This is a genomic window from Roseovarius autotrophicus (genome assembly GCF_018069895.1).
In the GTDB taxonomy this organism is placed as follows: Bacteria; Pseudomonadota; Alphaproteobacteria; order Rhodobacterales; family Rhodobacteraceae; genus Roseovarius; species Roseovarius autotrophicus.
In genome coordinates, this window is sequence record NZ_JAGQDH010000002.1 from 18,560 (window position 1) to 37,629 (window position 19,070).

Annotated in this window: 23 protein-coding genes; 12 read left to right on the plus strand and 11 right to left on the minus strand. The window is 67.3% G+C overall.

Features of this window, described 5'->3' with window-relative positions; translation table 11 throughout:
- The first annotated feature begins 9 nt into the window (after positions 1-9).
- On the plus strand, positions 10-354 hold the full coding sequence (locus tag KAK09_RS03125) for a hypothetical protein (protein WP_210877399.1): 345 nt from the start codon (positions 10-12) through the stop codon (positions 352-354).
- Between the two features lie 90 nt (positions 355-444).
- Here KAK09_RS03125 and KAK09_RS03130 read toward each other — a convergent pair whose 3' ends face one another.
- Positions 445-642, minus strand: a complete 198-nt coding sequence (locus KAK09_RS03130; protein ID WP_210877400.1) for a DUF1127 domain-containing protein — start codon at positions 640-642, stop codon at positions 445-447.
- A gap of 201 nt (positions 643-843) precedes the next feature.
- Between KAK09_RS03130 and ruvC the strand changes: the two genes are divergently transcribed.
- The 4 genes from ruvC (at position 844) to KAK09_RS03150 (ending at position 3,768) form a co-directional block, all read left to right on the plus strand.
- Positions 844-1,329, plus strand: a complete 486-nt coding sequence (ruvC, locus tag KAK09_RS03135; RefSeq protein WP_210877401.1) for a crossover junction endodeoxyribonuclease RuvC — start codon at positions 844-846, stop codon at positions 1,327-1,329.
- Positions 1,326-1,991: a Holliday junction branch migration protein RuvA gene (gene ruvA / locus KAK09_RS03140; RefSeq protein WP_210877402.1), complete on the plus strand. Its 666-nt coding sequence runs from the start codon at positions 1,326-1,328 to the stop codon at positions 1,989-1,991. The genes ruvC and ruvA overlap by 4 nt, the downstream gene beginning before the upstream one ends.
- 3 nt (positions 1,992-1,994) lie before the next feature.
- Positions 1,995-3,023 carry a Holliday junction branch migration DNA helicase RuvB gene (ruvB, locus tag KAK09_RS03145; protein WP_210877403.1) on the plus strand — a complete coding sequence of 343 codons (1,029 nt, stop codon included), beginning with the start codon at positions 1,995-1,997 and terminating at the stop codon, positions 3,021-3,023.
- Positions 3,024-3,129: 106 nt separating this feature from the next.
- The gene (locus KAK09_RS03150; RefSeq protein WP_247651043.1) at positions 3,130-3,768 is read left to right on the plus strand and encodes a hypothetical protein; all 639 of its coding nucleotides are present in this window, start codon (positions 3,130-3,132) and stop codon (positions 3,766-3,768) included.
- Here the strand turns inward: KAK09_RS03150 and KAK09_RS03155 are convergent.
- From KAK09_RS03155 to KAK09_RS03185, 7 genes are all read right to left on the minus strand, one after another.
- Positions 3,753-4,292 carry an adenine phosphoribosyltransferase gene (locus tag KAK09_RS03155; RefSeq protein ID WP_210877404.1) on the minus strand — a complete coding sequence of 180 codons (540 nt, stop codon included), beginning with the start codon at positions 4,290-4,292 and terminating at the stop codon, positions 3,753-3,755. The two genes, KAK09_RS03150 and KAK09_RS03155, sit on opposite strands and share 16 nt — an antisense overlap.
- Before the next feature lie 62 nt (positions 4,293-4,354).
- Positions 4,355-4,735 carry a hypothetical protein gene (locus tag KAK09_RS03160; protein ID WP_210877405.1) on the minus strand — a complete coding sequence of 127 codons (381 nt, stop codon included), beginning with the start codon at positions 4,733-4,735 and terminating at the stop codon, positions 4,355-4,357.
- A 78-nt stretch (positions 4,736-4,813) separates the two neighbouring features.
- The gene (locus KAK09_RS03165) at positions 4,814-5,428 is read right to left on the minus strand and encodes a hypothetical protein (protein ID WP_210877406.1); all 615 of its coding nucleotides are present in this window, start codon (positions 5,426-5,428) and stop codon (positions 4,814-4,816) included.
- Positions 5,429-5,449: 21 nt separating this feature from the next.
- Positions 5,450-5,584, minus strand: a complete 135-nt coding sequence (locus tag KAK09_RS03170) for an aa3-type cytochrome c oxidase subunit IV (RefSeq protein WP_210877407.1) — start codon at positions 5,582-5,584, stop codon at positions 5,450-5,452.
- A 90-nt stretch (positions 5,585-5,674) separates the two neighbouring features.
- Entirely contained in the window at positions 5,675-6,127 is a 453-nt protein-coding gene (locus KAK09_RS03175; protein WP_210877408.1) for a DUF6173 family protein, read from the minus strand.
- 15 nt (positions 6,128-6,142) lie between these two features.
- Complete coding sequence (locus tag KAK09_RS03180; protein WP_210877409.1) at positions 6,143-7,180, minus strand: MBL fold metallo-hydrolase; 1,038 nt, start codon at positions 7,178-7,180, stop codon at positions 6,143-6,145.
- Positions 7,180-8,898 (minus strand): acyl-CoA dehydrogenase, encoded by a 1,719-nt coding sequence (locus tag KAK09_RS03185; RefSeq protein ID WP_210877410.1) that lies wholly within the window; start codon positions 8,896-8,898, stop codon positions 7,180-7,182. Before KAK09_RS03185 ends, KAK09_RS03180 begins: the two co-directional genes overlap by 1 nt.
- Before the next feature lie 131 nt (positions 8,899-9,029).
- Here KAK09_RS03185 and KAK09_RS03190 point away from each other — a divergent pair, with 131 nt between their 5' ends.
- On the plus strand, positions 9,030-9,974 hold the full coding sequence (locus KAK09_RS03190; RefSeq protein WP_210877411.1) for an L-threonylcarbamoyladenylate synthase: 945 nt from the start codon (positions 9,030-9,032) through the stop codon (positions 9,972-9,974).
- Between the two features lie 67 nt (positions 9,975-10,041).
- On the opposite strand, the gene KAK09_RS03195 is transcribed toward KAK09_RS03190, so the two are convergent.
- Entirely contained in the window at positions 10,042-10,368 is a 327-nt protein-coding gene (locus KAK09_RS03195; RefSeq protein ID WP_210877412.1) for an AzlD domain-containing protein, read from the minus strand.
- On the minus strand, positions 10,365-11,087 hold the full coding sequence (locus KAK09_RS03200; protein WP_210877413.1) for an AzlC family ABC transporter permease: 723 nt from the start codon (positions 11,085-11,087) through the stop codon (positions 10,365-10,367). Before KAK09_RS03200 ends, KAK09_RS03195 begins: the two co-directional genes overlap by 4 nt.
- A gap of 55 nt (positions 11,088-11,142) precedes the next feature.
- Here KAK09_RS03200 and KAK09_RS03205 point away from each other — a divergent pair, with 55 nt between their 5' ends.
- From KAK09_RS03205 to KAK09_RS03220, 4 genes are read left to right on the plus strand one after another with little or no spacing between them, the layout of a single operon-like run.
- Entirely contained in the window at positions 11,143-12,033 is an 891-nt protein-coding gene (locus KAK09_RS03205; protein ID WP_210877414.1) for a formate dehydrogenase accessory sulfurtransferase FdhD, read from the plus strand.
- Positions 12,030-12,662, plus strand: coding sequence for a molybdenum cofactor guanylyltransferase MobA (gene mobA / locus KAK09_RS03210; protein ID WP_210877415.1), 633 nt, complete (start codon positions 12,030-12,032; stop codon positions 12,660-12,662). The genes KAK09_RS03205 and mobA overlap by 4 nt, the downstream gene beginning before the upstream one ends.
- Positions 12,659-13,150 carry a molybdopterin-guanine dinucleotide biosynthesis protein B gene (gene mobB / locus KAK09_RS03215; RefSeq protein ID WP_210877416.1) on the plus strand — a complete coding sequence of 164 codons (492 nt, stop codon included), beginning with the start codon at positions 12,659-12,661 and terminating at the stop codon, positions 13,148-13,150. Before mobA ends, mobB begins: the two co-directional genes overlap by 4 nt.
- Positions 13,147-15,255, plus strand: coding sequence for a molybdopterin-binding protein (locus KAK09_RS03220; RefSeq protein ID WP_210877417.1), 2,109 nt, complete (start codon positions 13,147-13,149; stop codon positions 15,253-15,255). The genes mobB and KAK09_RS03220 overlap by 4 nt, the downstream gene beginning before the upstream one ends.
- A 98-nt stretch (positions 15,256-15,353) precedes the next feature.
- Here KAK09_RS03220 and KAK09_RS03225 read toward each other — a convergent pair whose 3' ends face one another.
- Positions 15,354-16,118, minus strand: coding sequence for a DeoR/GlpR family DNA-binding transcription regulator (locus KAK09_RS03225; RefSeq protein WP_210877418.1), 765 nt, complete (start codon positions 16,116-16,118; stop codon positions 15,354-15,356).
- Between the two features lie 291 nt (positions 16,119-16,409).
- Here KAK09_RS03225 and glpD point away from each other — a divergent pair, with 291 nt between their 5' ends.
- Both glpD and KAK09_RS03235 read left to right on the plus strand, forming a co-directional pair.
- Positions 16,410-17,984 (plus strand): glycerol-3-phosphate dehydrogenase, encoded by a 1,575-nt coding sequence (glpD, locus tag KAK09_RS03230; protein WP_247651059.1) that lies wholly within the window; start codon positions 16,410-16,412, stop codon positions 17,982-17,984.
- Positions 17,981-19,069, plus strand: coding sequence for an ATP-binding cassette domain-containing protein (locus KAK09_RS03235; protein ID WP_210877420.1), 1,089 nt, complete (start codon positions 17,981-17,983; stop codon positions 19,067-19,069). The genes glpD and KAK09_RS03235 overlap by 4 nt, the downstream gene beginning before the upstream one ends.
- Position 19,070 lies beyond the last annotated feature (1 nt).

The following is a 19,070-nucleotide window of genomic DNA, read 5'->3' on the forward strand; positions in this document are numbered from 1 at the left end:
AATGTTGCCATGGCTGACATACACCAGGGTTTCACGAAAAGGCTTCGCCAGATCGACCTCAAGCGTTCCCGCCTCGAACGTGGTTATGTTGGCAAGGTGCGCGATGACGGGCTGATCGAATTCAGGCCCAGACGCCGCCTGCCCTCGGTCCCGTTGCGCGGGCTGATCTACCTCATTTTCGGGTTTGCCTTTTTCAAGGCGGTCGTGCTGGCCCATCTGGGTGTGGTCACCTATCAGGAGCGGCACGCCTTGCTTGCGCAGGGGAACCCGCTGGAACAGGCGGGGGCCTTTGTCATGCAGCCTGACCCACTGACAGGGTTCCTGGCGTCCCAGATCGGGCGCGCCCTTCGCTGAGCCCTGTCGAGGACAGCAACCGGGTGCAAGAAAAAGCCCTGCCCGGCATCGGCCGGGCAGGGCTTTCGCGTGGCGTGGAGCGGCGCGGCGTCAGAATCGGCGCACGATCACGTCGATGTCACCCCGGCACAGGCCGATATCGTCAAGTTCGCGGTCGCTGAGCCGCGACAGGGCCTTGCGGGTGGCGCGGCGGTCACTCCACGAAAGCAGCGTGCCAAGTAGGCGGGCGAAAAAACCGGGGGTCGCACGGCTGTGTGCGTGAGCGCGGGTGGTGTCAAGCAGGGCCATGGGTCTGTTCCTTGGAATGGGGCGAACGGAGAGTTCCGTTTCTGTGGTGCAGCTAATGTCGGAACGAGCGTTCCGCAAGCAGGGGTTACTGCATAGTCCATATGCGTTTTCCGCAAGGCTGTGACCGTGGCGGTCGCGCATTCCGCTTGGCGTTTGTTCCTGTTTCGTGCTAACTGGGGCAAACAGCACGGGCAGGGCAGAATGAGGGTATTGGGCATTGACCCCGGATTGCGCAATCTCGGCTGGGGCGTGATCGAGGTGACGGGCAGCCGCCTGAGCCATATCGCCAACGGGGTGTGCCACTCCACAGGCGAGGATCTGGGCGCGCGGCTCTTGTCGCTTTACGAGCAACTCACCGATGTCGTGCATCGCTTTGACCCGCAGGCGGCGGCGATCGAGCAGACATTCGTCAACAAGGACGGGGCGGGTACGCTCAAGCTGGGGCAGGCGCGGGGCGTGGCCCTTCTTGTGCCCGCACAATACGGGCTGACGGTGGGGGAATATTCACCCAACCGGGTGAAAAAGACGGTGGTGGGCGTGGGCCATGCCGCCAAGGAACAGGTGGCGCATATGGTGCGCGTACAGCTTCCCGGCGTGGTGCTGGCGGGGCCGGATGCGGCGGATGCGCTGGCGGTGGCGATCTGTCATGCCCATTATGGGCGAAGCCTTGGGCGGGCGGTGGCATGATCGGGCGCATCGCCGGGCGGATCGACTGGCGCGGGCCGGATCATGTGCTGATCGACGTGCGTGGCGTGGGTTATATCGTGCATTGCTCGGAGCGCACGCTGGCAGCGTTGCCGGGTGTGGGCGGCATGGCGGCGCTCTATACCGATCTGCTGGTGCGCGAGGACCTGTTGCAGCTTTTCGGCTTTCCCACGCTGGTGGAGAAGGAATGGCATCGCCTGCTGATGAGTGTGCAGGGGGTGGGTGCCAAGGCGTCGCTCGCCATTCTGGGGGCGCTGGGCCCCGAGGGGGTAAGCCGCGCGATCACGCTGGGGGACTGGCATTCGATCACAGCGGCCAAGGGCGTGGGCGCCAAGACCGCGCAGCGGGTGGTGAACGAGCTGAAGGACAAGGCGCCCTCGGTGATGGCGATGGGAACGATGCAGGCCGCCGCCCCGCCCGAGGCGGGCGCGGAAGATGTGGTGATCGAGACCGCCGCCGCGTCCGCCCTCGTGGTCCGGCCAAGCCCCGGCGTGCAGGCCGAGGCGCTCTCGGCGCTCACAAATCTCGGCTACGCCCCCGGCGAGGCGGCGGCCGCGGTGGCACAGGCGGCGGGCGCGGACGGCCAGGCCGATACGCCCGCGCTGATTCGCGCCGCGTTGCGGTTGCTGGCACCGAAAGGGTAGGGGATGACCGATCCCGATCCCACCCTGCGGCCCGCGCCCCTGCCCGAGGACCTTGACCGCAGCCTGCGGCCACAGGCGCTGTCGGAGTTCATCGGTCAGCGCGAGGCGCGGGCCAACCTGTCGGTGTTCATCCAGTCCGCCCGGCAACGCGGCGAGGCGATGGATCATACGCTGTTTCACGGCCCCCCCGGTCTTGGCAAGACGACGCTGGCGCAGATCATGGCGCGCGAATTGGGGGTGGGGTTTCGGATGACCTCGGGGCCGGTTCTGGCCAAGGCCGGGGATCTTGCGGCAATCCTCACCAATCTGGAGCGCAACGATGTGCTCTTCATCGACGAGATCCACCGCCTCAACCCGGCGGTGGAAGAGGTGCTTTATCCGGCGATGGAGGATTTCGAGCTGGATCTGGTGATCGGATCGGGGCCTGCCGCGCGCACGGTGCGGATCGAGTTGCAGCCCTTCACGCTGGTGGGCGCGACGACGCGGCTTGGCCTTTTGACCACGCCCTTGCGCGACCGGTTCGGCATTCCTACCCGCCTGCAATTCTACGAGATCGACGAGTTGCACGAGATCGTCACCCGCAACGCGCGGCTGCTGAATATCCCGACCGAGGACGATGGCGCGCGCGAGATCGCCCGGCGTGCGCGCGGCACACCGCGCATTGCCGGGCGGCTGCTCAGGCGGGTGGTGGATTTCGCGGTGGTCGAAGGCGGCGGGCGGATCAGCCGCGCGCTGGCCGATGCCTCGCTCACCCGGCTGGGGGTGGATCATCTGGGGCTTGACGGGGCCGACCGGCGCTATCTGCGGCTCATTGCCGAGGCCTATGGCGGCGGGCCAGTGGGGATCGAGACGCTGTCGGCGGCCCTATCCGAGAGCCGCGATGCGCTGGAAGAAGTGATCGAGCCGTTTTTATTGCAACAGGGCCTCATCCAACGCACGCCGCGTGGGCGGATGCTGGCGCAGGCGGCGTGGCGGCATCTGGGGCTGGAGGCACCGGGGCAGGCGGGAACGGGCGATCTGTTCGAGGGATGAGGCGCGCGTGGCGGGGCTGAATTTGAGTATTTCAGGAACGATGAAGCGGGGATTTGCAGGCGTGGGCGTGGCCTGATAGAGCGGCGCGACTTCAGGAGACTTGCCCATGACCGACACCCTGACCGCCGACGAGATCGCGGCGCTGTTCACCCGCGCGGATGGCGAGTTTCTTTTTGCCCGCTGGGGGCGGCCCATCGTGCCGGTGGTGTTTGGCACGGATGACGCGACGCTGGGAGTCATAAAGGGCGCGGTCGAGGCGGTGGTGGCGCTCTCGGGGCATCGGATGGCCGAGACCGACCCGGAACTGGGCGCGAACCTGATGCTGTTCTTCCTTCGCGACTGGGAGGAGGTGCGCGCCGTGCCGGGGCTGGAGCGGCTGATGCCGGACCTGCATCCGCTGGTAGACCGGCTTATAGCGGGCGGGGCCAATCAATACCGTATTTTCCGGTTCGATGCGGGCAGCGCGATCTGCGCAGCCTTTGTGTTTCTGCGGATGGACGAAGAGTTGTCCGCCGTGCCCGCCGAGGATCTGGCGCTGAGCCAGATCGTACAGACGATCCTGCTGTGGTCCGATCGCGCCTTTGCCGAGCGCTCACCACTGGGGCGCACGCCTATGGGCCATGTGGTGTTGCGTCCCGATCTGGGCGCGCTTATCCGGGCGGGCTATGATCCGGTCCTGCCCGTGATGAGCCGCGAGCCTGCCCATGCGCTGCGGCTGGCGGCGCGGCTTCAGAGCCCCTCGTAGGCGCAGAGCGTGTGCACCTCCATGCCCATGTCGGCAAGCCGTTTATGCCCGCCAAGACCGGGCAGGGCGACGATAAAGGCGCAGCCCACGATCGCGCCTCCCAACCGCTCGATGAGCCTGATGCCCGCCGCCGCCGTGCCGCCGGTCGCCAGAAGGTCATCGACCAGAAGCACCCGCTCGCCGGGCTGGATGGCGTCATCGTGGATCTCCACCACCGCCTCGCCATATTCGAGCTGGTATTCCTCGGAGATCACCGCGCCGGGCAGCTTGCCCTTCTTGCGGATGGGAACAAACCCCACCGAGAGCTGATGCGCGATGGCGCCGCCAAGGATGAAGCCGCGCGCCTCCAGCCCCGCCACCTTGTCGATGGGCTGTCCCGCATAGGGGTGCAGCATCTGGTCGATGGCGATACGAAAGCCGCGCGGATCGGCGAAAAGCGTGGTCACGTCGCGGAACAGGATCCCCTCGTGCGGGAAATCGACGATGGTGCGGATATAGTCCTGAACGGTCTTGTGCGCGGGCATGGGTGGTCTCCGGCTCGGTTGCGCGCTGCTTCTGCCGCAGGGGCGCGGCGCGCGCAAGGGTGTCAGAGCGCGCCGCGATATTCGGCGATGGCCCCGGTCAGCGCGCTCACCGCATAGAGCGTGAGGCCAAAGACCACGACGCAGAGCAGGAAGTTGAGCGCCGATTGCGCAAGGCGCGCCAGCCGTCCCTCGGGATTGCCGAGAAAGCCGATCTCGGGGCGCAACAGGAAGCGCGAAGCGATATAGCCGAAGAGCAGCGCCGACAGCGCCCAGTAGGTGACATGCAGGATGAGGATGTCATGCGCGCGGGCCAGATAGCTGGCGAAGCCCACCACAAGAACCCAGCGGATCACCTGGAATATTTCGTCCGTCACCGCCTCGAAGCGGCGGCCCATGGCGTAGCGCCATGCCTGATCGGTGAGTCTGTCGGTCAGCCGGGACATTCTCTCTTGATGGGGTTCTGACCCGTGCACGTCCAGCCCTGTGACAGCTTGCGCGCGAAGAGGTGAAGGGATGTGGGCCTAGTTTGCCCGCGCGCGCGCCGGATCCCAGTTGGCGAGCACCTTGGAATTGTCGTCGCTGTCGTATTCGTAGAGCGTTTCCTCGGTTACCCCGAGGATCCGCGCAAAGGCGTCGGCGGTCTTGACCGGGAACCAGGAGGTGCTGACCTCACCGGGGAAAAGCTGCGCCAGAATGCGCGAGGTCGCGAGCGAACAGGCCGCATTGGGCACGGGACCCGCCGCCTTGGCGAGGGCCATGGCCCGGTCTGCCATCTCGGGCGTCACGTCGAGCCGCTGGATACGCACATGGAAGGTCTCGCGCGCGTGGTAGCGGGTATAGACATCCGCGACATGCGGCGTGATGCCGTAGAGCACGTCATTGCGCTCGGGCAGGGTACGCAGGCTGTTGAACGAGCCTGCCGGATCGAACATCACCCGTTGCGCGCCGTTGATCATCAGCGCGCTATGCGCCCCCGACCCGGTGCGGTTGTTGATCATCGTGTAAAGCGTGAGGCGCGGCGGCCCGTCATGGCGATAGGCAGCGCGCGCCACTTCATCATCCGTCGACCAGACCGATTCGGCGGCACAGCCCGCAAGCATCAGAACGACGCCTAGCGCCAGCAAAACGGATCGCATGGCGGTGTCCAAAGCGGGTGCTCAGGCGTTGACCAGCGCCAGGAAGATCAGAAAGGCAATGATGCCGACGACTGACCACACGGTCCATTTGATGAAGCCATCAAAGGTCTTTTCCTGAACGGTAATGTCCATTTCACCATGCTTGTGCTCGGCCATGTGCTGCTGTCCTTCTGTTCGCGAGGAATGTTTCCCCGGGGTGATTACTGCATTTGGCGGGGCCTGTCACGGCCCATCCTGCCGCAGCCGTCAAGCACCGTTGAGATCCTGCACGAGGCGAAAGCCGATTCGTGTGGGCGGGGCCTCGTCTTGCTGTTTGGGCAGGGCGCGCAGCATCACCGAAAGCTGGCTGACATGCTGCACAAGCTGGGTGCGCACGCCCAGCTGATCCTGCCCGTAAAAGGTCAGGATGTCGGGTTCGAAATAACCCATGCCCTCGATGCGCAGTGTGCCCGCGTCCGACCCGGCAAAGCCCATGGCCACCTCATGTGCCTCGTCGAGCGTTTCCTCGAAACTGTGAATATAGAGGATCAGCCGCTCATAGGCCCATTGCGCGGGGGTTTTATCGTCCAGCGGGCTTTGTGTCAGGGATTTGGCCGCCTCCTCGATGCCGGGCTGGTGGGGCGTGGCGTGCACCTCGTGACAACGGGGCATGGCGGCGGCCTCTGCGGCCTCTGCCGATGTGTTGATCTCATGGCCCATGCGCGCCTCCCTCGATTACCGCATCTGCCAGAGCCACGCACCATCGGCGCGCCGCTTGCGCCTGACCTCGCCAGCGTGGAGCAGGTGGTTGAGATGCGCAACCGATTCCACCAGCGCCAGCCCGTAGGTGCCCGCGTCGATCTTGCGCCGGAACAGGAGCGCAAAGCAGTCGGCGGCTGTGTGTGGCTCGCGCAGGAAGTCCCGCAGCCGCCCGAGCGCGGCCTCGTGGTTCTCGCGCAACTGCCGCATCCGGAGCGGCAGCCCGGTGAAGGGCAGCTTGTGACCGGGTAACACCAGGTGATCCCCGCGCGCGTGGCGGGCGAGCCGGTCGCAGGCGGCGAACCAGTCGGCCAGCGGATCGGCGTCGGGCTCGGTCGGGTAGACGCCGATATTGGGGCTGATGCCGGGCAGGATCTGATCGCCGGCGATCACCAGCGCCGCGTCGCGCGCCCAGAGTGTCAGGTGGTCTGGCGCGTGGCCGCCACCCAGCCGCACGTCCCAGTCGCGCCCGCCGGCGCGGATCACCTCGCCCTCGGTGATCCGGCGATAGCCCACGGGGATGGGCGCGCAGGTATCGGCGAAATTGTATGGCCGCTGCGCGCGCCGCGCCTCGAATATCGCGGGGTCCATCCCGCCCGCGCGCCAGAAGTCGCACGCCTGCGGCGTCGGCGCCTCCTCCACGTCGAGGATGAGCATTCGCGCCATGAGCCAGCTTGTCCGCGTGGCCCAGAGCGTGGCACCAAAACGGTCCATCAGCCAGCCCGCCATGCCGACATGATCAGGGTGGTGGTGGGTGAGGATGACGCGGCCCACCGGCTTGCCCTGCAAGGGCCGGGCCAGAAGCCGCTCCCAGAGCGCCGCGGTGCGCTTCGAATGGATGCCCGTGTCCACGATGGTCCAGCTCTCGCCCTCGTCGAGCGCGTAGACATTGACGTGGTCGAGCACCATCGGCAGCGGCAGGCGCAACCAGAGGATGCCGGGAGCGACCTCGGTGGCCTCCCCCTCGGGCGGCGGGGCCTCCCACGGGTGATGAATGAGCGCGCTGCCGTCCATCAGGCGGCGAAATCCGCGTCTTCCAGCGCGTAAAGATCGCCCGCGCCGCCCGTGGCATGGGCGAAATGGCCGGTATGATCGGGCAGAAGCCGGGTGATGTAGAACCGCGCCAGCCGCGTGCGCGGACCGGTGCCGCCCTCGGCCAACGCCGCCTTGAGGTGGAAATGCGCCCCCAGAACGCGGGCAAAGCCGCGCAGAAAGGGCAACGCACCCGCGAAACGCTCGGTCATCTCGGTCTGCGCGAGCATCCAGTCGGTTGTCTCGCGCAGGGTTTCCGCGGCCTGCCAGACCTTGCCGGCCAGATCGGGCAGGGGGCCGCGCGCGGTCTCGGCGGTGGCCTCGATCTCGTCGATGAGCGCGCTGGCCGCCTCGCCCCCGTCCATCAGCTTGCGCCCTACCAGATCCATCGCCTGAATCCCGTTGGTGCCCTCGTAGATCGCCGTCACGCGCACGTCGCGGAAATACTGCGCGGCGCCGGTCTCCTCGACAAAGCCCATGCCGCCATGCACCTGAACGCCCATATCGGCGACGGCGATGCCGGTCTCGGTGCCGCAGACCTTGGTGAGCGGGGTGAGAAGGGCGGCGCGCGCGCGCCAGCGCGGCTCGGCTGTGGCGGTCTGCATGTCGATCGCCTGCGCGCAGGCAAGGGCGATGGCGCGCGCGGCGAAGGTTTCGGCGCGCATGGTGGCAAGCATCCTGCGCACATCGGCGTGACCGAGGATCGCGCCGCCGCTGGCCCCGTTTGCCGTGCGGCCCTGACGGCGCTCCTGCGCGTAGGCGAGCGCGTGTTGACAGGCACCTTCGGCCACCCCCACACCCTGACCGCCAACGCCGAGGCGGGCGTTGTTCATCATGGTGAACATGGCGCGCATCCCGTCATGTTCGTGCCCCACCAGCCAGCCGACAGCGCCGTCATACTGCATCACCGCCGTGGGGCTGCCATGCAGGCCCATCTTGTGCTCGAGGCTGACCACATTCAGCGAATTGCGCCTGCCGGGGTTGCCGTTCTCGTCGGGAATGAACTTGGGCACCAGAAAGAGGCTGATCCCCTTGGTGCCCGCCACGCCGTCGGGCAGACGCGCCAGCACGAGGTGGCAGACATTTTCGGTGAAATCGTTATCGCCCCATGAGATATATATTTTCTGGCCGGTGATGGCATAGGTGCCGTCGCTATTAGGCTCTGCCTTGCTGCGCAGAGCGCCCACGTCCGAGCCGGCCTGCGCCTCGGTCAGGTTCATCGTGCCCGACCATTCGCCGCTCACCAGTTTCGGCAGGTAGAGCGCCTTGATCTCGTCGCTTGCGTGATGTTCGAGCGCTTCGATCTGGCCTTGCGTCATCAGCGGCGCAAGTTGCAGCGACAGGCAGGCCGCCGACATCATCTCGTTGACGGCGGTGGTCAGCACCATGGGCAGGCCCATGCCGCCATGCTCGGGGCTGGCCGCGATCGAGACCCAGCCGCCCTCGGCGATGGCGCGATAGCCCTCGGGATAGCCCGGTGAGGTGCGCACGATGCCGTTTTCCAGCCGTGCGGGGTGCAGATCGCCTGCCCTTTGCAGCGGGGCGAGCACCTCCTCGCATAGTCGCCCCGCCTCGGTCAGGATGGCGGTGGCCATGTCGGGCGTGGCTTCGGCGAAACGCTCGGTGGCGGCGACCTCGGGCAGGCCGACGATGTGATCGAAGAGAAAACGATACTCCTCCACCGGGGCACGATAGGGCATGGATACCTCCTATGGGGCTGGCGCGGCTTGGCAGGCAGGCCGCGTCGCGTTATGGGCTTAACCCTCTGGACGAGGGTAATCAACCGCGGCGGGCTGGCAACCGGAACGCCGCGTCAGGTCAGGGGCCGTACATGCCGAATGCAACCAAAATATTGCAGGCCGACCCGGCGGGCTTTGCGGCGGCCGCCGCAATCTGGCGCGCGGGCGGGCTTGTCGCGATGCCGACAGAGACGGTCTATGGCCTTGGGGCGGATGCGCGCGACGATCTTGCCGTTGCCCGCATCTTCGAGGCCAAGGGGCGGCCCCGGTTCAATCCGCTGATTGTGCATGTGCCCGATGCGGCGGTTGCGCGCGCTTTGGTATGCTGGTCGGATGAGGCCGAGCGGCTTGCCTCGGCCTTCTGGCCGGGGCCGCTCACGCTTGTGCTGCCGCTGCAGGGTGGCGCGGGCATATCGCCGCTGGTGACGGCGGGTCTGGGGACATTGGCGGTGCGCGTGCCCGCGCATCCGGTAGCGCAAGGCGCGCTGCGCGCCTTTGGCGGGCCGGTGGCCGCCCCCTCGGCCAATCCCTCGGGGCGGATCAGCCCGACCACGGTGGACCATGTGCTGGCGGGACTGTCGGGCCGGATCGAAGCTGTGATCGACGGCGGGCCCTGCACGGTGGGCGTTGAGTCGAGCATCGTCGGGCTTTGGGATGCGCCCGCTTTGCTGCGCCCCGGCGGCGTGCCGGTCGAGGTGCTGGAGGCAGCTTTGGGTGCGCCGCTGGCGGTGCATCAGGGGGGGGGGCAACTCATCGCGCCGGGGCAGATGGCCTCGCATTACGCGCCGGGGGCAAAGGTGCGGCTCGGGGCGGCGGCGGCGGGTCCGGGCGAGGCGATGCTGGGTTTTGGCGCGGTTGCGGGCGATCTGAACCTTTCGCCGTCGGGCGATCTGCGCGAGGCGGGGGCCAATCTCTTTCATCACCTGCACGCGCTCGATGCCACGGGCGCGGCGGGGATCGCCGTGGCCCCGATTCCCGAGGTGGGTCTGGGGCGCGCGATCAACGACCGGCTGCGCCGCGCCGCCGCCCCGAGATAGGGGGCGCTGCCCCCGCCGCGCGTTGCGCGGCTCCCCCGGGATATTTGCGGCCAGAAGAAACCGGGGATCAGCCGAAAAAGGCGAGGCCCGCGAAAAGCGTCGCCGCCCCTGCCGCGATGGCAAGGATAACGTTGCGGAAGGCATAGCCGAGCGTGAGCGTGACCAGGGCTGCGGCCATGCGCGGGGCGTCGAGCGCGCCGCCGGTGGCGGCGGGCCAGACCACCAGCGGCGCAACCAGTCCCGGCAGCACCGCGACCGCCGTGTAGCGCAGGTGCCGCAACAGCCAGGCGGGCAGGGGGCGGTTCCCCACCAGCCCCAGAAAGACGAAGCGCAGCCCGAAGGTGCCAGCCCCGAGAGCGGCGATGAAGAGCCAGAGCGCGGATCCCTCGATCATGGCAGGCGTGCCTCCTTGCGGCGCTCGAACGTCATCTCCGCCTGCGCGCCGGCCATCATCCCCGCGATCCCCGCCACCAGCAGGCCGAGGTTATAGGGCAGCCAGGCGAACACGAGCGCCAGCGTCACCGATACCAGCGCCGCCACCACATGCGCGGGCGTGCGCAGCATCGGGCCGATCATCGCCAGAAAGGTGATTGGCAGGGCGAAATCGAGCGGCAGACCCGGCGGCACGGCTGTGCCCACGAGCGCGCCGACGAGGGTGAACACATACCAGAGCGGGCAGATGGGCGTGACCACGCCGAAGAAATAGGCGAGGCGCTCGGGCACCGACCAGCGCGGCTCCTGTTCGAACTTGATCACCGCGCAGGCATAGCTCTGATCGACGGTGAAATAGGCGGCGATGGCGCGCTGCCAGAGCGGGGCCGCGCCGAGATACGGCGTGAGCGAGGCCGAATACATCGCCATGCGCAGATTGACCGCCAGCGCCGAGACGAGCGCGATGAGCGTGGGCGCATTGTCCGTCAGCAGTTGCAGCGCGGTGAACTGCGCCGCCCCTGCGATGACCAGCACCGAAAATCCCATCGTTTCGGCAATCGACAGCCCCGCCTCGGTGCCCACCACGCCGAAGAGCAGCGAGAAGGGCACGATCACGAGCACGAAGGGCGCGCCGTCGCGCACGCCTTGCCAATAGGGCGAATTGATGCTTTGCCTTGGCACGGTTTTTTGTCCCGGTCGCTGAGTATGGGGACGGGGTATCCGACAGCGGGAGGAGATGCAATTGTCCGAGGAGATCGACCTGACGGGCTATCTGATCGCGCCCGACCCGTGCGCGGCGCGACTGACGCGCGTGGTGGAGGGAATGGACCATGCGGGCCGTCGCGCCACGATTTCGGTGGTGGAGGAGCGTCCTCTCACGATCTTTCTCAACGCGCAGGAGATCGTGACGGCGATGACCATCGGCGATTACCCCGAGTATCTTGCGCTCGGGTTTCTGCGCAATCAGGGGATGCTGGCCGAGGGCGAGCGTGTTCTGGGTGTCGATTACGACGAAGAACTGGAAACGGTCGTGGTGCGCACCGACGGACGAACCACCTACGAGGAGAAGCTGAAGAAGAAGACCCGCACCAGCGGTTGCGCCGTGGGCACGGTCTTTGGCGACATGATGGAGGGGCTGGAGGGGGTGACGCTGCCCGAAGTCGAGGTGAGAACCTCGCAGCTTTATGCGCTGGCAGCGAAGATCAACCGCACGCCCTCGCTGTATCTGGAGGCAGGCGCGATCCATGGCACGGTGCTCTGTCAGGGGGCGCTGCCGCTGGTCTACATGGAGGATGTGGGCCGGCATAATGCTGTGGACAAGATCGCGGGCTGGATGCTCAGTGAGGGCGTGAGCGCGGGCGACAAGCTGCTCTACACCACCGGGCGGCTCACGTCGGAGATGGTGATCAAGACGGCGATGATGGGCATTCCGGTGCTGGCCTCGCGCTCGGGCTTTACCGCCTGGGGGGTGGAGATTGCGCAGGCCGTGGGGTTGACGCTGATCGGGCGGCTGCGCGGGCGGCGGTTCGTCTGTCTGAGCGGCGAGGAGCGCCTTGTGCGCGACGCCGACCCCGAGAGCGTGGGCGAGGAAGACAGCAAGCACCGCCGCAAGAGTGCCCGCGAATGAGCGCGCCGCTTGGGGTGATCCTTGCCGGTGGGCAGGCGACAAGGATGGGTGGGGGCGACAAGGGGCTGCTGGCGCTCGGGGATGGGGTGATCCTCGATCACGTCATCGCGCGGTTTGCCCCGCAGGTGGGGGCGCTCGCGCTCAATGCCAATGGCGATCCGGCGCGGTTCGCCCGCTTCGGCCTGCCGGTGCTGGCCGACCCGCTGCCGGGCTATCCCGGTCCGCTGGTGGGGGTGCTGGCGGGGCTTGACTGGGCGGCGGGGCAGGGGGCCGAGGCCATCGTGAGCGTCGCCGCCGACACGCCGTTCTTTCCCTGCGATCTGGTGCCGCGTCTGCAACTGGCCGCCGAGGGGATGGCGCATCCGCTGGTTCTGGCCGCCACGCCGCGCGGGGTGGCGGCGACCAGATCCATGAGCCGGGGCGGCCATGTGCGCCACCCCACCTTCGGCCTCTGGCCCGTTGCGTTGCGCCATGATCTGCGCGCGGCGCTTGAAGGGGGATTGCGCAAGGTGGTGCTCTGGACCGAAAAACAGGGCGGGCGCGAGGCGCTTTTCGACGAGACGGACGCATTTTTCAACGTCAACACGCCCGAGGATCTGGCCCTCGCGCAGCGGAGGGCGGGAGCATGAGGCTCTATGGTGTGACCGGCTGGAAGAACGCGGGCAAGACCGGGCTGATGGAGCGGCTGGTGGCGGAGATGACGGCGCGGGGGCTGAGGGTCTCGACCGTCAAGCACGCGCATCACAGCTTTGACGTGGATCAGCCGGGGCGCGACAGCTATCGCCATCGTGTGGCGGGGGCGGGCGAGGTGCTGCTGGCCTCACGGCACCGGCTGGCGCTGATGCGCGAATTGCGGGGACAGGCCGAGCCGACGTTGGCGGAGCTTCTGGCCATGCTTGCGCCTTGCGATCTGGTGCTGATCGAGGGCTACAAGCGCGACGGCCACCCCAAGATGGAGGCGTTTCGCGCCGAGACCGGCAATGCGCTGATCGCGCCGGGTGATCCGACCATCCGCGCGGTGGCAAGCGACGTGGCCCTCGATCTCGACCGGCCTGTGTTTGATCTCAACGACACCCGTGCGATTGCCGATTTCATATTGGGAGAGGTGGGGCTGTGACCCCATTCGACAGCTTTGCCGTGCTCGACTGGTCGGGCGGCAACGATACCGGCCCGCGCGAGAGGAAGGATGCGATCTGGCTGGGGGTGATGCGCGGCGGGCAGGAGGAGGAACCGCGCTACTGTCGCAACCGGGTGGAGGCCGGGGTGGCGCTGATCGCGCTGATCGAGGCGGAGCAGGCGGCGGGGCGGCGGTTGCTTTTGGGATGCGATTTCCCGTTCGGCTTTCCGGTGGGGTTTGCCGGGGCGCTGACCGGGCGGGCCGATCCCTTCGCGGTCTGGGACTGGCTGGAGGCCGCCATCAAGGACAGCCCGCGCGCCAACAACCGCTTTGACGTGGCGGGCGCGATCAATGCGCGATTTCCCGGCACGGGGCCGTTCTGGTTCAACGGTTTGCACCGCGAGATCGACCACCTGCCGCGCCGCGATACGCGGTCGGGCCATGGCCTGCCCGAGCGGCGCGCGGTTGAGGCGGCCTGCAAGGGGGCATTTGCCTGCTGGCAGATGGGCGGCGCGGGGGCCGTGGGCGGGCAGGTGCTGACCGGGCTTCCGGTGCTGAACCGTCTGCGACGGCGATTCGGCGCGGCGCTGGCGGTCTGGCCGTTCGAGCCGCTTACCGCGCCGGTGGCGCTTGTGGAGATATGGCCGGGCCTGATCAACCGGGCGGTGAAACGGGCCGAGGCACGGGGCGGTATCCGCGACGCGCATCAGGTGCGGCTTCTGACCCGCGCGCTGGCGGGATTGCCTGCCGCGCGGCTTGCCGCCATGCTGGCGGTCGATGCGCCCGAGGAGGGCTGGATTCTGGGCCTTGGACATGAGGAGGCATTGATGGCTGCCTGTGATGACCCGCTCACACCGCCGCCCCTGCGCGACGATTGCTTTGCCTTGCCCGCCGGGGTGGACTGGACGCCGGTCGATGACGCGCTGGCCATGCTGCGCGCGCGGTTGTCCTGCGTCGTGGGGCAGGAGCGCGTGGCGCTGGGCGCGGCGGCGGGGCGTGTGCTGGCCGAGGGGCAGCGCGCGCGCCGCGCCAATCCGTCCGAGGCGAATTCGGCGGTGGATGGTTACGGCTTTGCCCATGGCACGCTTGGCGAGGGCGATCAGGTTGTGCCGCTGGTCGCGGGGCGCGCGGCGGCTGGGGTGCCCTATCCGGGCACGGTGCCGGGGGGCCATGCGGTGCGGGTGCTGACCGGCGCGGCGTTGCCCGAAGGGGTGGACACCGTGATCCTGCAAGAGGATGTGACGGTTGGTGAAGGGCGCATCGCGTTTCGCGGCGGGCTGAAACGCGGGGCCAACACGCGGCGCGCGGGCGAGGATGTGGAGAGCGGCGCGACGGTGCTGGAGGTGGGGCGCGTTCTGACGCCGGCCGATCTGGCGCTTTGCGCCGCCGTGGGGCTGGCCGATCTGCCGGTTTACAGGCGGCTGCGCGTGGCGGTGCTCTCGACCGGGGATGAGGTGGTTGAGCCGGGGGCCGAGGCCGCGCCGGGGCAGATATTTGATGCCAACCGGCCCATGCTGCTCGCGCTCGCGCGGCAGATGGGGCACGAGGCGATTGATCTGGGCCGTGTGGCGGATGACCGCGCCGCCCTGCGCGCAACGCTTGACCGGGGCGCGGGGCAGGCAGATGCGATCCTGACCTCGGGCGGGGCGTCAGCCGGGGATGAGGACCATGTCTCGGCGCTGCTCACCGAGGCGGGGGCCATGGCCGAATGGCGCATCGCGCTCAAGCCGGGGCGGCCTCTGGCACTCGGGGTCTGGCAGGGCGCGCCGGTCTTCGGCCTGCCGGGCAATCCAGTGGCCGCCCTGGTCTGCACGCTGATTTTCGCGCGGCCTGCGCTGCGGCTCCTGTCGGGGGCGGGATGGGCCGAGCCGCAGGGGTTCGACGTGCCCGCCGCTTTCGAAAAGCGCAAGAAACCCGGACGCCGTGAATACCTGCGCGCGCGCATCCGCGAGGGGCGCGTGGAGGTGTTCAAATCCGAAGGTTCGGGCCGCATCAGCGGGTTGAGTTGGGCCCAGGGTCTGGTGGAACTACCCGACGCCGCTGTGGAGATCGGCCCCGGCGATCCGGTGCGCTATATCCCCTTTGCGAGCTTCCTGAACGGCTGAGGGGGCGGGGCGCAGCCCTGTCGCCAAGAACGGCGGCACGACCTGGATATACTTGGCGGGTCGAAACCTCGTGCGTCCGTTCCGGTCGGGCCGTGTCTTTATGGTGTGGCCACATTGACGCCTGTGCCCCACTCCTTGCAGCGCGCGGCCAGAGACGCGGGCAGGGGCGCGTCGGTAAAGACGTGGTCCACGTCGCGCAGCGATCCGATGCGCACCGGCGCGCTGCGCTGGAACTTGGAGGCGTCGGCCACAAGAATCACCTCGCGTGAGCGTTTGAGGAGGGTCTGGCCCACCAGCACCTCCTGAATGTCGAAATCGAGCATGTCGCCGTCCTCATCAAGCGCCGAACAGCCGAGAATGGCGTGGTCGAACTTGAAATTCTCGATGGCGCGCGCGGTCAGGTGCCCCACCAGCCCGTTATCCGAGCGCCGGAGCGCGCCGCCCGCCAGCACGATCTCGCAATCGGGATTGGCCAGAAGGATGTGTGCCACGTTCATGTTGTTGGTCACCACCATCAGGTTGCGGTGGTCGATGAGCGCCTGCGCCACCGCCTCGGTGGTGGTGCCGATGTCGAGGAAGATCGAGCAATCCTCGGGGATGGCCGCCGCGCAGGCCCGCCCGATGGCGGTCTTGGCGGGCTCGTTCAGGCGGCGGCGCTCCTCGTATATGATGTTGGTCACGCCCGAGGGCAGGATCGCGCCGCCATGCACGCGCTCGAGCTTGCCCGCGTTGGCCAGTTCCGTGAGGTCGCGGCGGATGGTCTGCACGGTGACGTTGAAGCGTTCGGCAAGATCCTCGACCATGACCTTGCCCTCGGCGCGGGCGATCTCGAGGATGTCGGGCTGGCGAAAGGTCTGGGACATGGCGGGCCTGTATCGATTTCGTGTTCGATTATGTTCGGTTTCGCGCCATGTGCAAGCGCTAGTGCGCGATTCGGGTCATTTTGCGTCGTTTTGCGCAGCGTTGCCTTTGCGATCCTTGCGGAGGGATGCGTTTTTCTCTGCGTGCAAGGTAAAAAAGCTATCCATTTGCGATTATCATGTGAAAAGGAAATTAAACGAACATTCGTTCTTGACTGAGGGGTGAAAAAGATGCTTCGTTTTCGTTCACGGGATCAGGGAGGGGATCGCATCGTGGATTGCGCCGAGGGCGATATGGTCGATCTTTTCGTGATCGGCGGTGGCATCAACGGATGCGGCATCGCGCGCGACGCGGCGGGGCGGGGCCTGCGGGTCATGCTTGCCGAGATGGATGATCTGGCCTCGGCCACCTCATCGGCCTCGACCAAGCTGTTTCATGGCGGACTGCGCTATCTGGAGTATTTCGAATTCCGCCTCGTGCATGAGGCGCTGGTGGAGCGCGAGGTGTTGTTGCGCGCGATGCCGCATATCTCGTGGCCGATGCGGTTCGTGCTGCCCTATCACCGCGACATGCGGTTCGAGGCCGAGACACCGACCTCGCGGCTTTTGTCATTGGTCTTGCCGTGGATGCGGGGGCGCAGGCCCGCCTGGCTGATCCGGCTGGGCCTGTTCCTTTATGACAACATGGGCGGGCGCCGGATCCTGCCTGGGACGCGCACGATCAATCTGCGCGGCAGCCCCGAGGGCGCGCCTCTGAGGGACAAGTTCGCGCGCGCGTTCGAATATTCCGATTGCTGGATCGAGGACAGCCGCCTTGTGGTGCTCAATGCCCGCGACGCCGAGGAGCGCGGGGCGGTGATCCGCACCCGCACCCGCGTGGTGGCCGCCGAGCGCGCGGGCGATGTCTGGAAGGTGACGCTGGAGGCAGGCGGCGCGCGCGAGGTGGTCGCGGCGCGCGCTTTGGTGAATGCGGCGGGTCCATGGGTGCGCGACGTGATTGGGGGTGTGCTGCGGCTTAATTCCACCGAAGGGGTGCGGCTGGTGCGCGGCAGCCATATCGTTACCCGCAAGCTCTATGACCACGACAAATGCTATTTCTTTCAGGGCGGTGACGGGCGGATCATCTTTGCCATTCCCTATGAGGGGGAATTCACCCTGATCGGCACGACGGATGCCGAACACGACAGCGCCGACGCGCGTCCCGAATGCACGCCCGAGGAGGCGGTCTATCTGTGCCGCTTTGCCAGCGAGTATTTCAAGCGTCCGGTGACCGAGGCCGATATCGTCTGGACCTATTCCGGCGTGCGCCCGCTTTATGATGACGGGGCGAAATCGGCGACGGCGGCGACGCGCGACTATGTGCTGTCGCTCGACGAAGCGGGCGCACCGCTGCTCAATGTCTTTGGCGGCAAGATCACCACCTACCGGCGGCTGGCCGAGGCGGCGATGGCGCGGCTTGCGCCGCATTTCCCGCGCGCGGGCGGGAACTGGACGGCGGGCGTGGCGCTGCCGGGGGGGGATTTCGCCGTTGACGGGTTCGGGGCGCTGGTGGACAGTCTGCGGCAGGACTATCCGTTCCTGTCGGAGGCGCATGCCCGGCGGCTGGTGCGTGCCTATGGCACGGAGGCGGCGGAGATCATGGGCGGGGCAAGGTCGGCGGAGGATCTTGGCCGCGATTTCGGCGCGACGCTGACCGAGGCGGAGGTGCGCTGGCAGATGGCGCATGAATATGCGCGCGAGGCGGCGGATGTGCTCTGGCGGCGTACGCGGCTGGGTCTCAGGATGACAGGAACCGAAATCGCCGTGCTGGACGACTGGATGCGCGCTGCACGCGCGGAGAAGGCCGAGGAAGGGAGGGCCGGGGCGTGACGCTGACACTTGATGGGGTTTCCAAGGTGGTGAACGGTCAGGTGCATATCCACCCGACCGAGCTGACGTTTGCGCCCGGCACAATGAACGTGCTTCTGGGGCCGACCCTTGCGGGCAAGACCTCGCTCATGCGGTTGATGGCGGGGCTGGATGTGCCTGCGACCGGGCGCATCCTGTGGCAGGGGACGGATGTGACCGGGATGCGGGTCCAGGATCGCGCGGTGGCGATGGTCTATCAGCAATTCATCAACTATCCCTCGATGAGCGTTTACGACAACATCGCCTCGCCCTTGCGGCTTCAGGGCAAGTCGCGCACCGAGATCGACCGGGCGGTGCAGGAAACCGCCGCGATGATGAAATTGACGCCGATGCTGGCGCGAAAGCCGCTGGAGCTGTCGGGCGGGCAGCAACAGCGCTGCGCGCTGGCGCGCGCGCTGGTCAAGGGGGCGGGGCTGGTGTTGCTGGATGAGCCGCTGGCCAATCTCGATTACAAGCTGCGCGAGGAGTTGCGCCTTGAGATCCCGCGCATCTTCGAGGCTGCGGGCAGCATTTTCGTCTATGCCACCACCGAACCCGAGGAGGCGCTCTTGCTGGGCGGCAACACCGCGACGCTCTGGGAGGGGCGGGTGACGCAGTTCGGCCCCACGCCGCAGGTTTACCGGCAGCCGAAGGACGCCACCACCGCGCGCGTGTTCAGCGATCCGCCGATGAATTTCCTCGCCGTGACCAAGGCAGGGGACAGCATAGGCTTTGGCGCCGGGCAAAAGGCCCCGGCGATCGGCAGTCTCGCGGGGCTTGCCGATGGCCGTTATCTTGCCGGGTTCCGGCCCAATCATCTGGAGATCGACCGCCCCGAAGGCGCGGCGATGGCGTTCGAGGCACGGCTGAAAGTGACCGAGATCACCGGGTCCGAGACTTTCGTGCATCTCGACCACCATGGCGAGCGGTGGGTGGGCCTTATCCACGGGGTGCGCGATCTGGAGCTTGGGGCGGAGTTGCGGGTCTGGCTTGATCCGGCGCATGTCTATGTGTTTTCGACCGATGGCGCGCTGGTGGCCCCTGCCGCCTATGCGCTGGCGGCCTGAG

Bases quoted from the DNA above. Each gene is read 5' to 3' on its own strand.
- KAK09_RS03125 (WP_210877399.1), top strand. From the start codon at position 10: ATGGCTGACATACACCAGGGTTTCACGAAAAGGCTTCGCCAGATCGAC.
- KAK09_RS03130 (WP_210877400.1), bottom strand. From the start codon at position 642: ATGGCCCTGCTTGACACCACCCGCGCTCACGCACACAGCCGTGCGACC.
- ruvC (WP_210877401.1), top strand. From the start codon at position 844: ATGAGGGTATTGGGCATTGACCCCGGATTGCGCAATCTCGGCTGGGGC.
- ruvA (WP_210877402.1), top strand. From the start codon at position 1,326: ATGATCGGGCGCATCGCCGGGCGGATCGACTGGCGCGGGCCGGATCAT.
- ruvB (WP_210877403.1), top strand. From the start codon at position 1,995: ATGACCGATCCCGATCCCACCCTGCGGCCCGCGCCCCTGCCCGAGGAC.
- KAK09_RS03150 (WP_247651043.1), top strand. From the start codon at position 3,130: ATGACCGACACCCTGACCGCCGACGAGATCGCGGCGCTGTTCACCCGC.
- KAK09_RS03155 (WP_210877404.1), bottom strand. From the start codon at position 4,292: ATGCCCGCGCACAAGACCGTTCAGGACTATATCCGCACCATCGTCGAT.
- KAK09_RS03160 (WP_210877405.1), bottom strand. From the start codon at position 4,735: ATGTCCCGGCTGACCGACAGACTCACCGATCAGGCATGGCGCTACGCC.
- KAK09_RS03165 (WP_210877406.1), bottom strand. From the start codon at position 5,428: ATGCGATCCGTTTTGCTGGCGCTAGGCGTCGTTCTGATGCTTGCGGGC.
- KAK09_RS03170 (WP_210877407.1), bottom strand. From the start codon at position 5,584: ATGGCCGAGCACAAGCATGGTGAAATGGACATTACCGTTCAGGAAAAG.
- KAK09_RS03175 (WP_210877408.1), bottom strand. From the start codon at position 6,127: ATGGGCCATGAGATCAACACATCGGCAGAGGCCGCAGAGGCCGCCGCC.
- KAK09_RS03180 (WP_210877409.1), bottom strand. From the start codon at position 7,180: ATGGACGGCAGCGCGCTCATTCATCACCCGTGGGAGGCCCCGCCGCCC.
- KAK09_RS03185 (WP_210877410.1), bottom strand. From the start codon at position 8,898: ATGCCCTATCGTGCCCCGGTGGAGGAGTATCGTTTTCTCTTCGATCAC.
- KAK09_RS03190 (WP_210877411.1), top strand. From the start codon at position 9,030: ATGCCGAATGCAACCAAAATATTGCAGGCCGACCCGGCGGGCTTTGCG.
- KAK09_RS03195 (WP_210877412.1), bottom strand. From the start codon at position 10,368: ATGATCGAGGGATCCGCGCTCTGGCTCTTCATCGCCGCTCTCGGGGCT.
- KAK09_RS03205 (WP_210877414.1), top strand. From the start codon at position 11,143: ATGCAATTGTCCGAGGAGATCGACCTGACGGGCTATCTGATCGCGCCC.
- mobA (WP_210877415.1), top strand. From the start codon at position 12,030: ATGAGCGCGCCGCTTGGGGTGATCCTTGCCGGTGGGCAGGCGACAAGG.
- mobB (WP_210877416.1), top strand. From the start codon at position 12,659: ATGAGGCTCTATGGTGTGACCGGCTGGAAGAACGCGGGCAAGACCGGG.
- KAK09_RS03225 (WP_210877418.1), bottom strand. From the start codon at position 16,118: ATGTCCCAGACCTTTCGCCAGCCCGACATCCTCGAGATCGCCCGCGCC.
- glpD (WP_247651059.1), top strand. From the start codon at position 16,410: ATGGTCGATCTTTTCGTGATCGGCGGTGGCATCAACGGATGCGGCATC.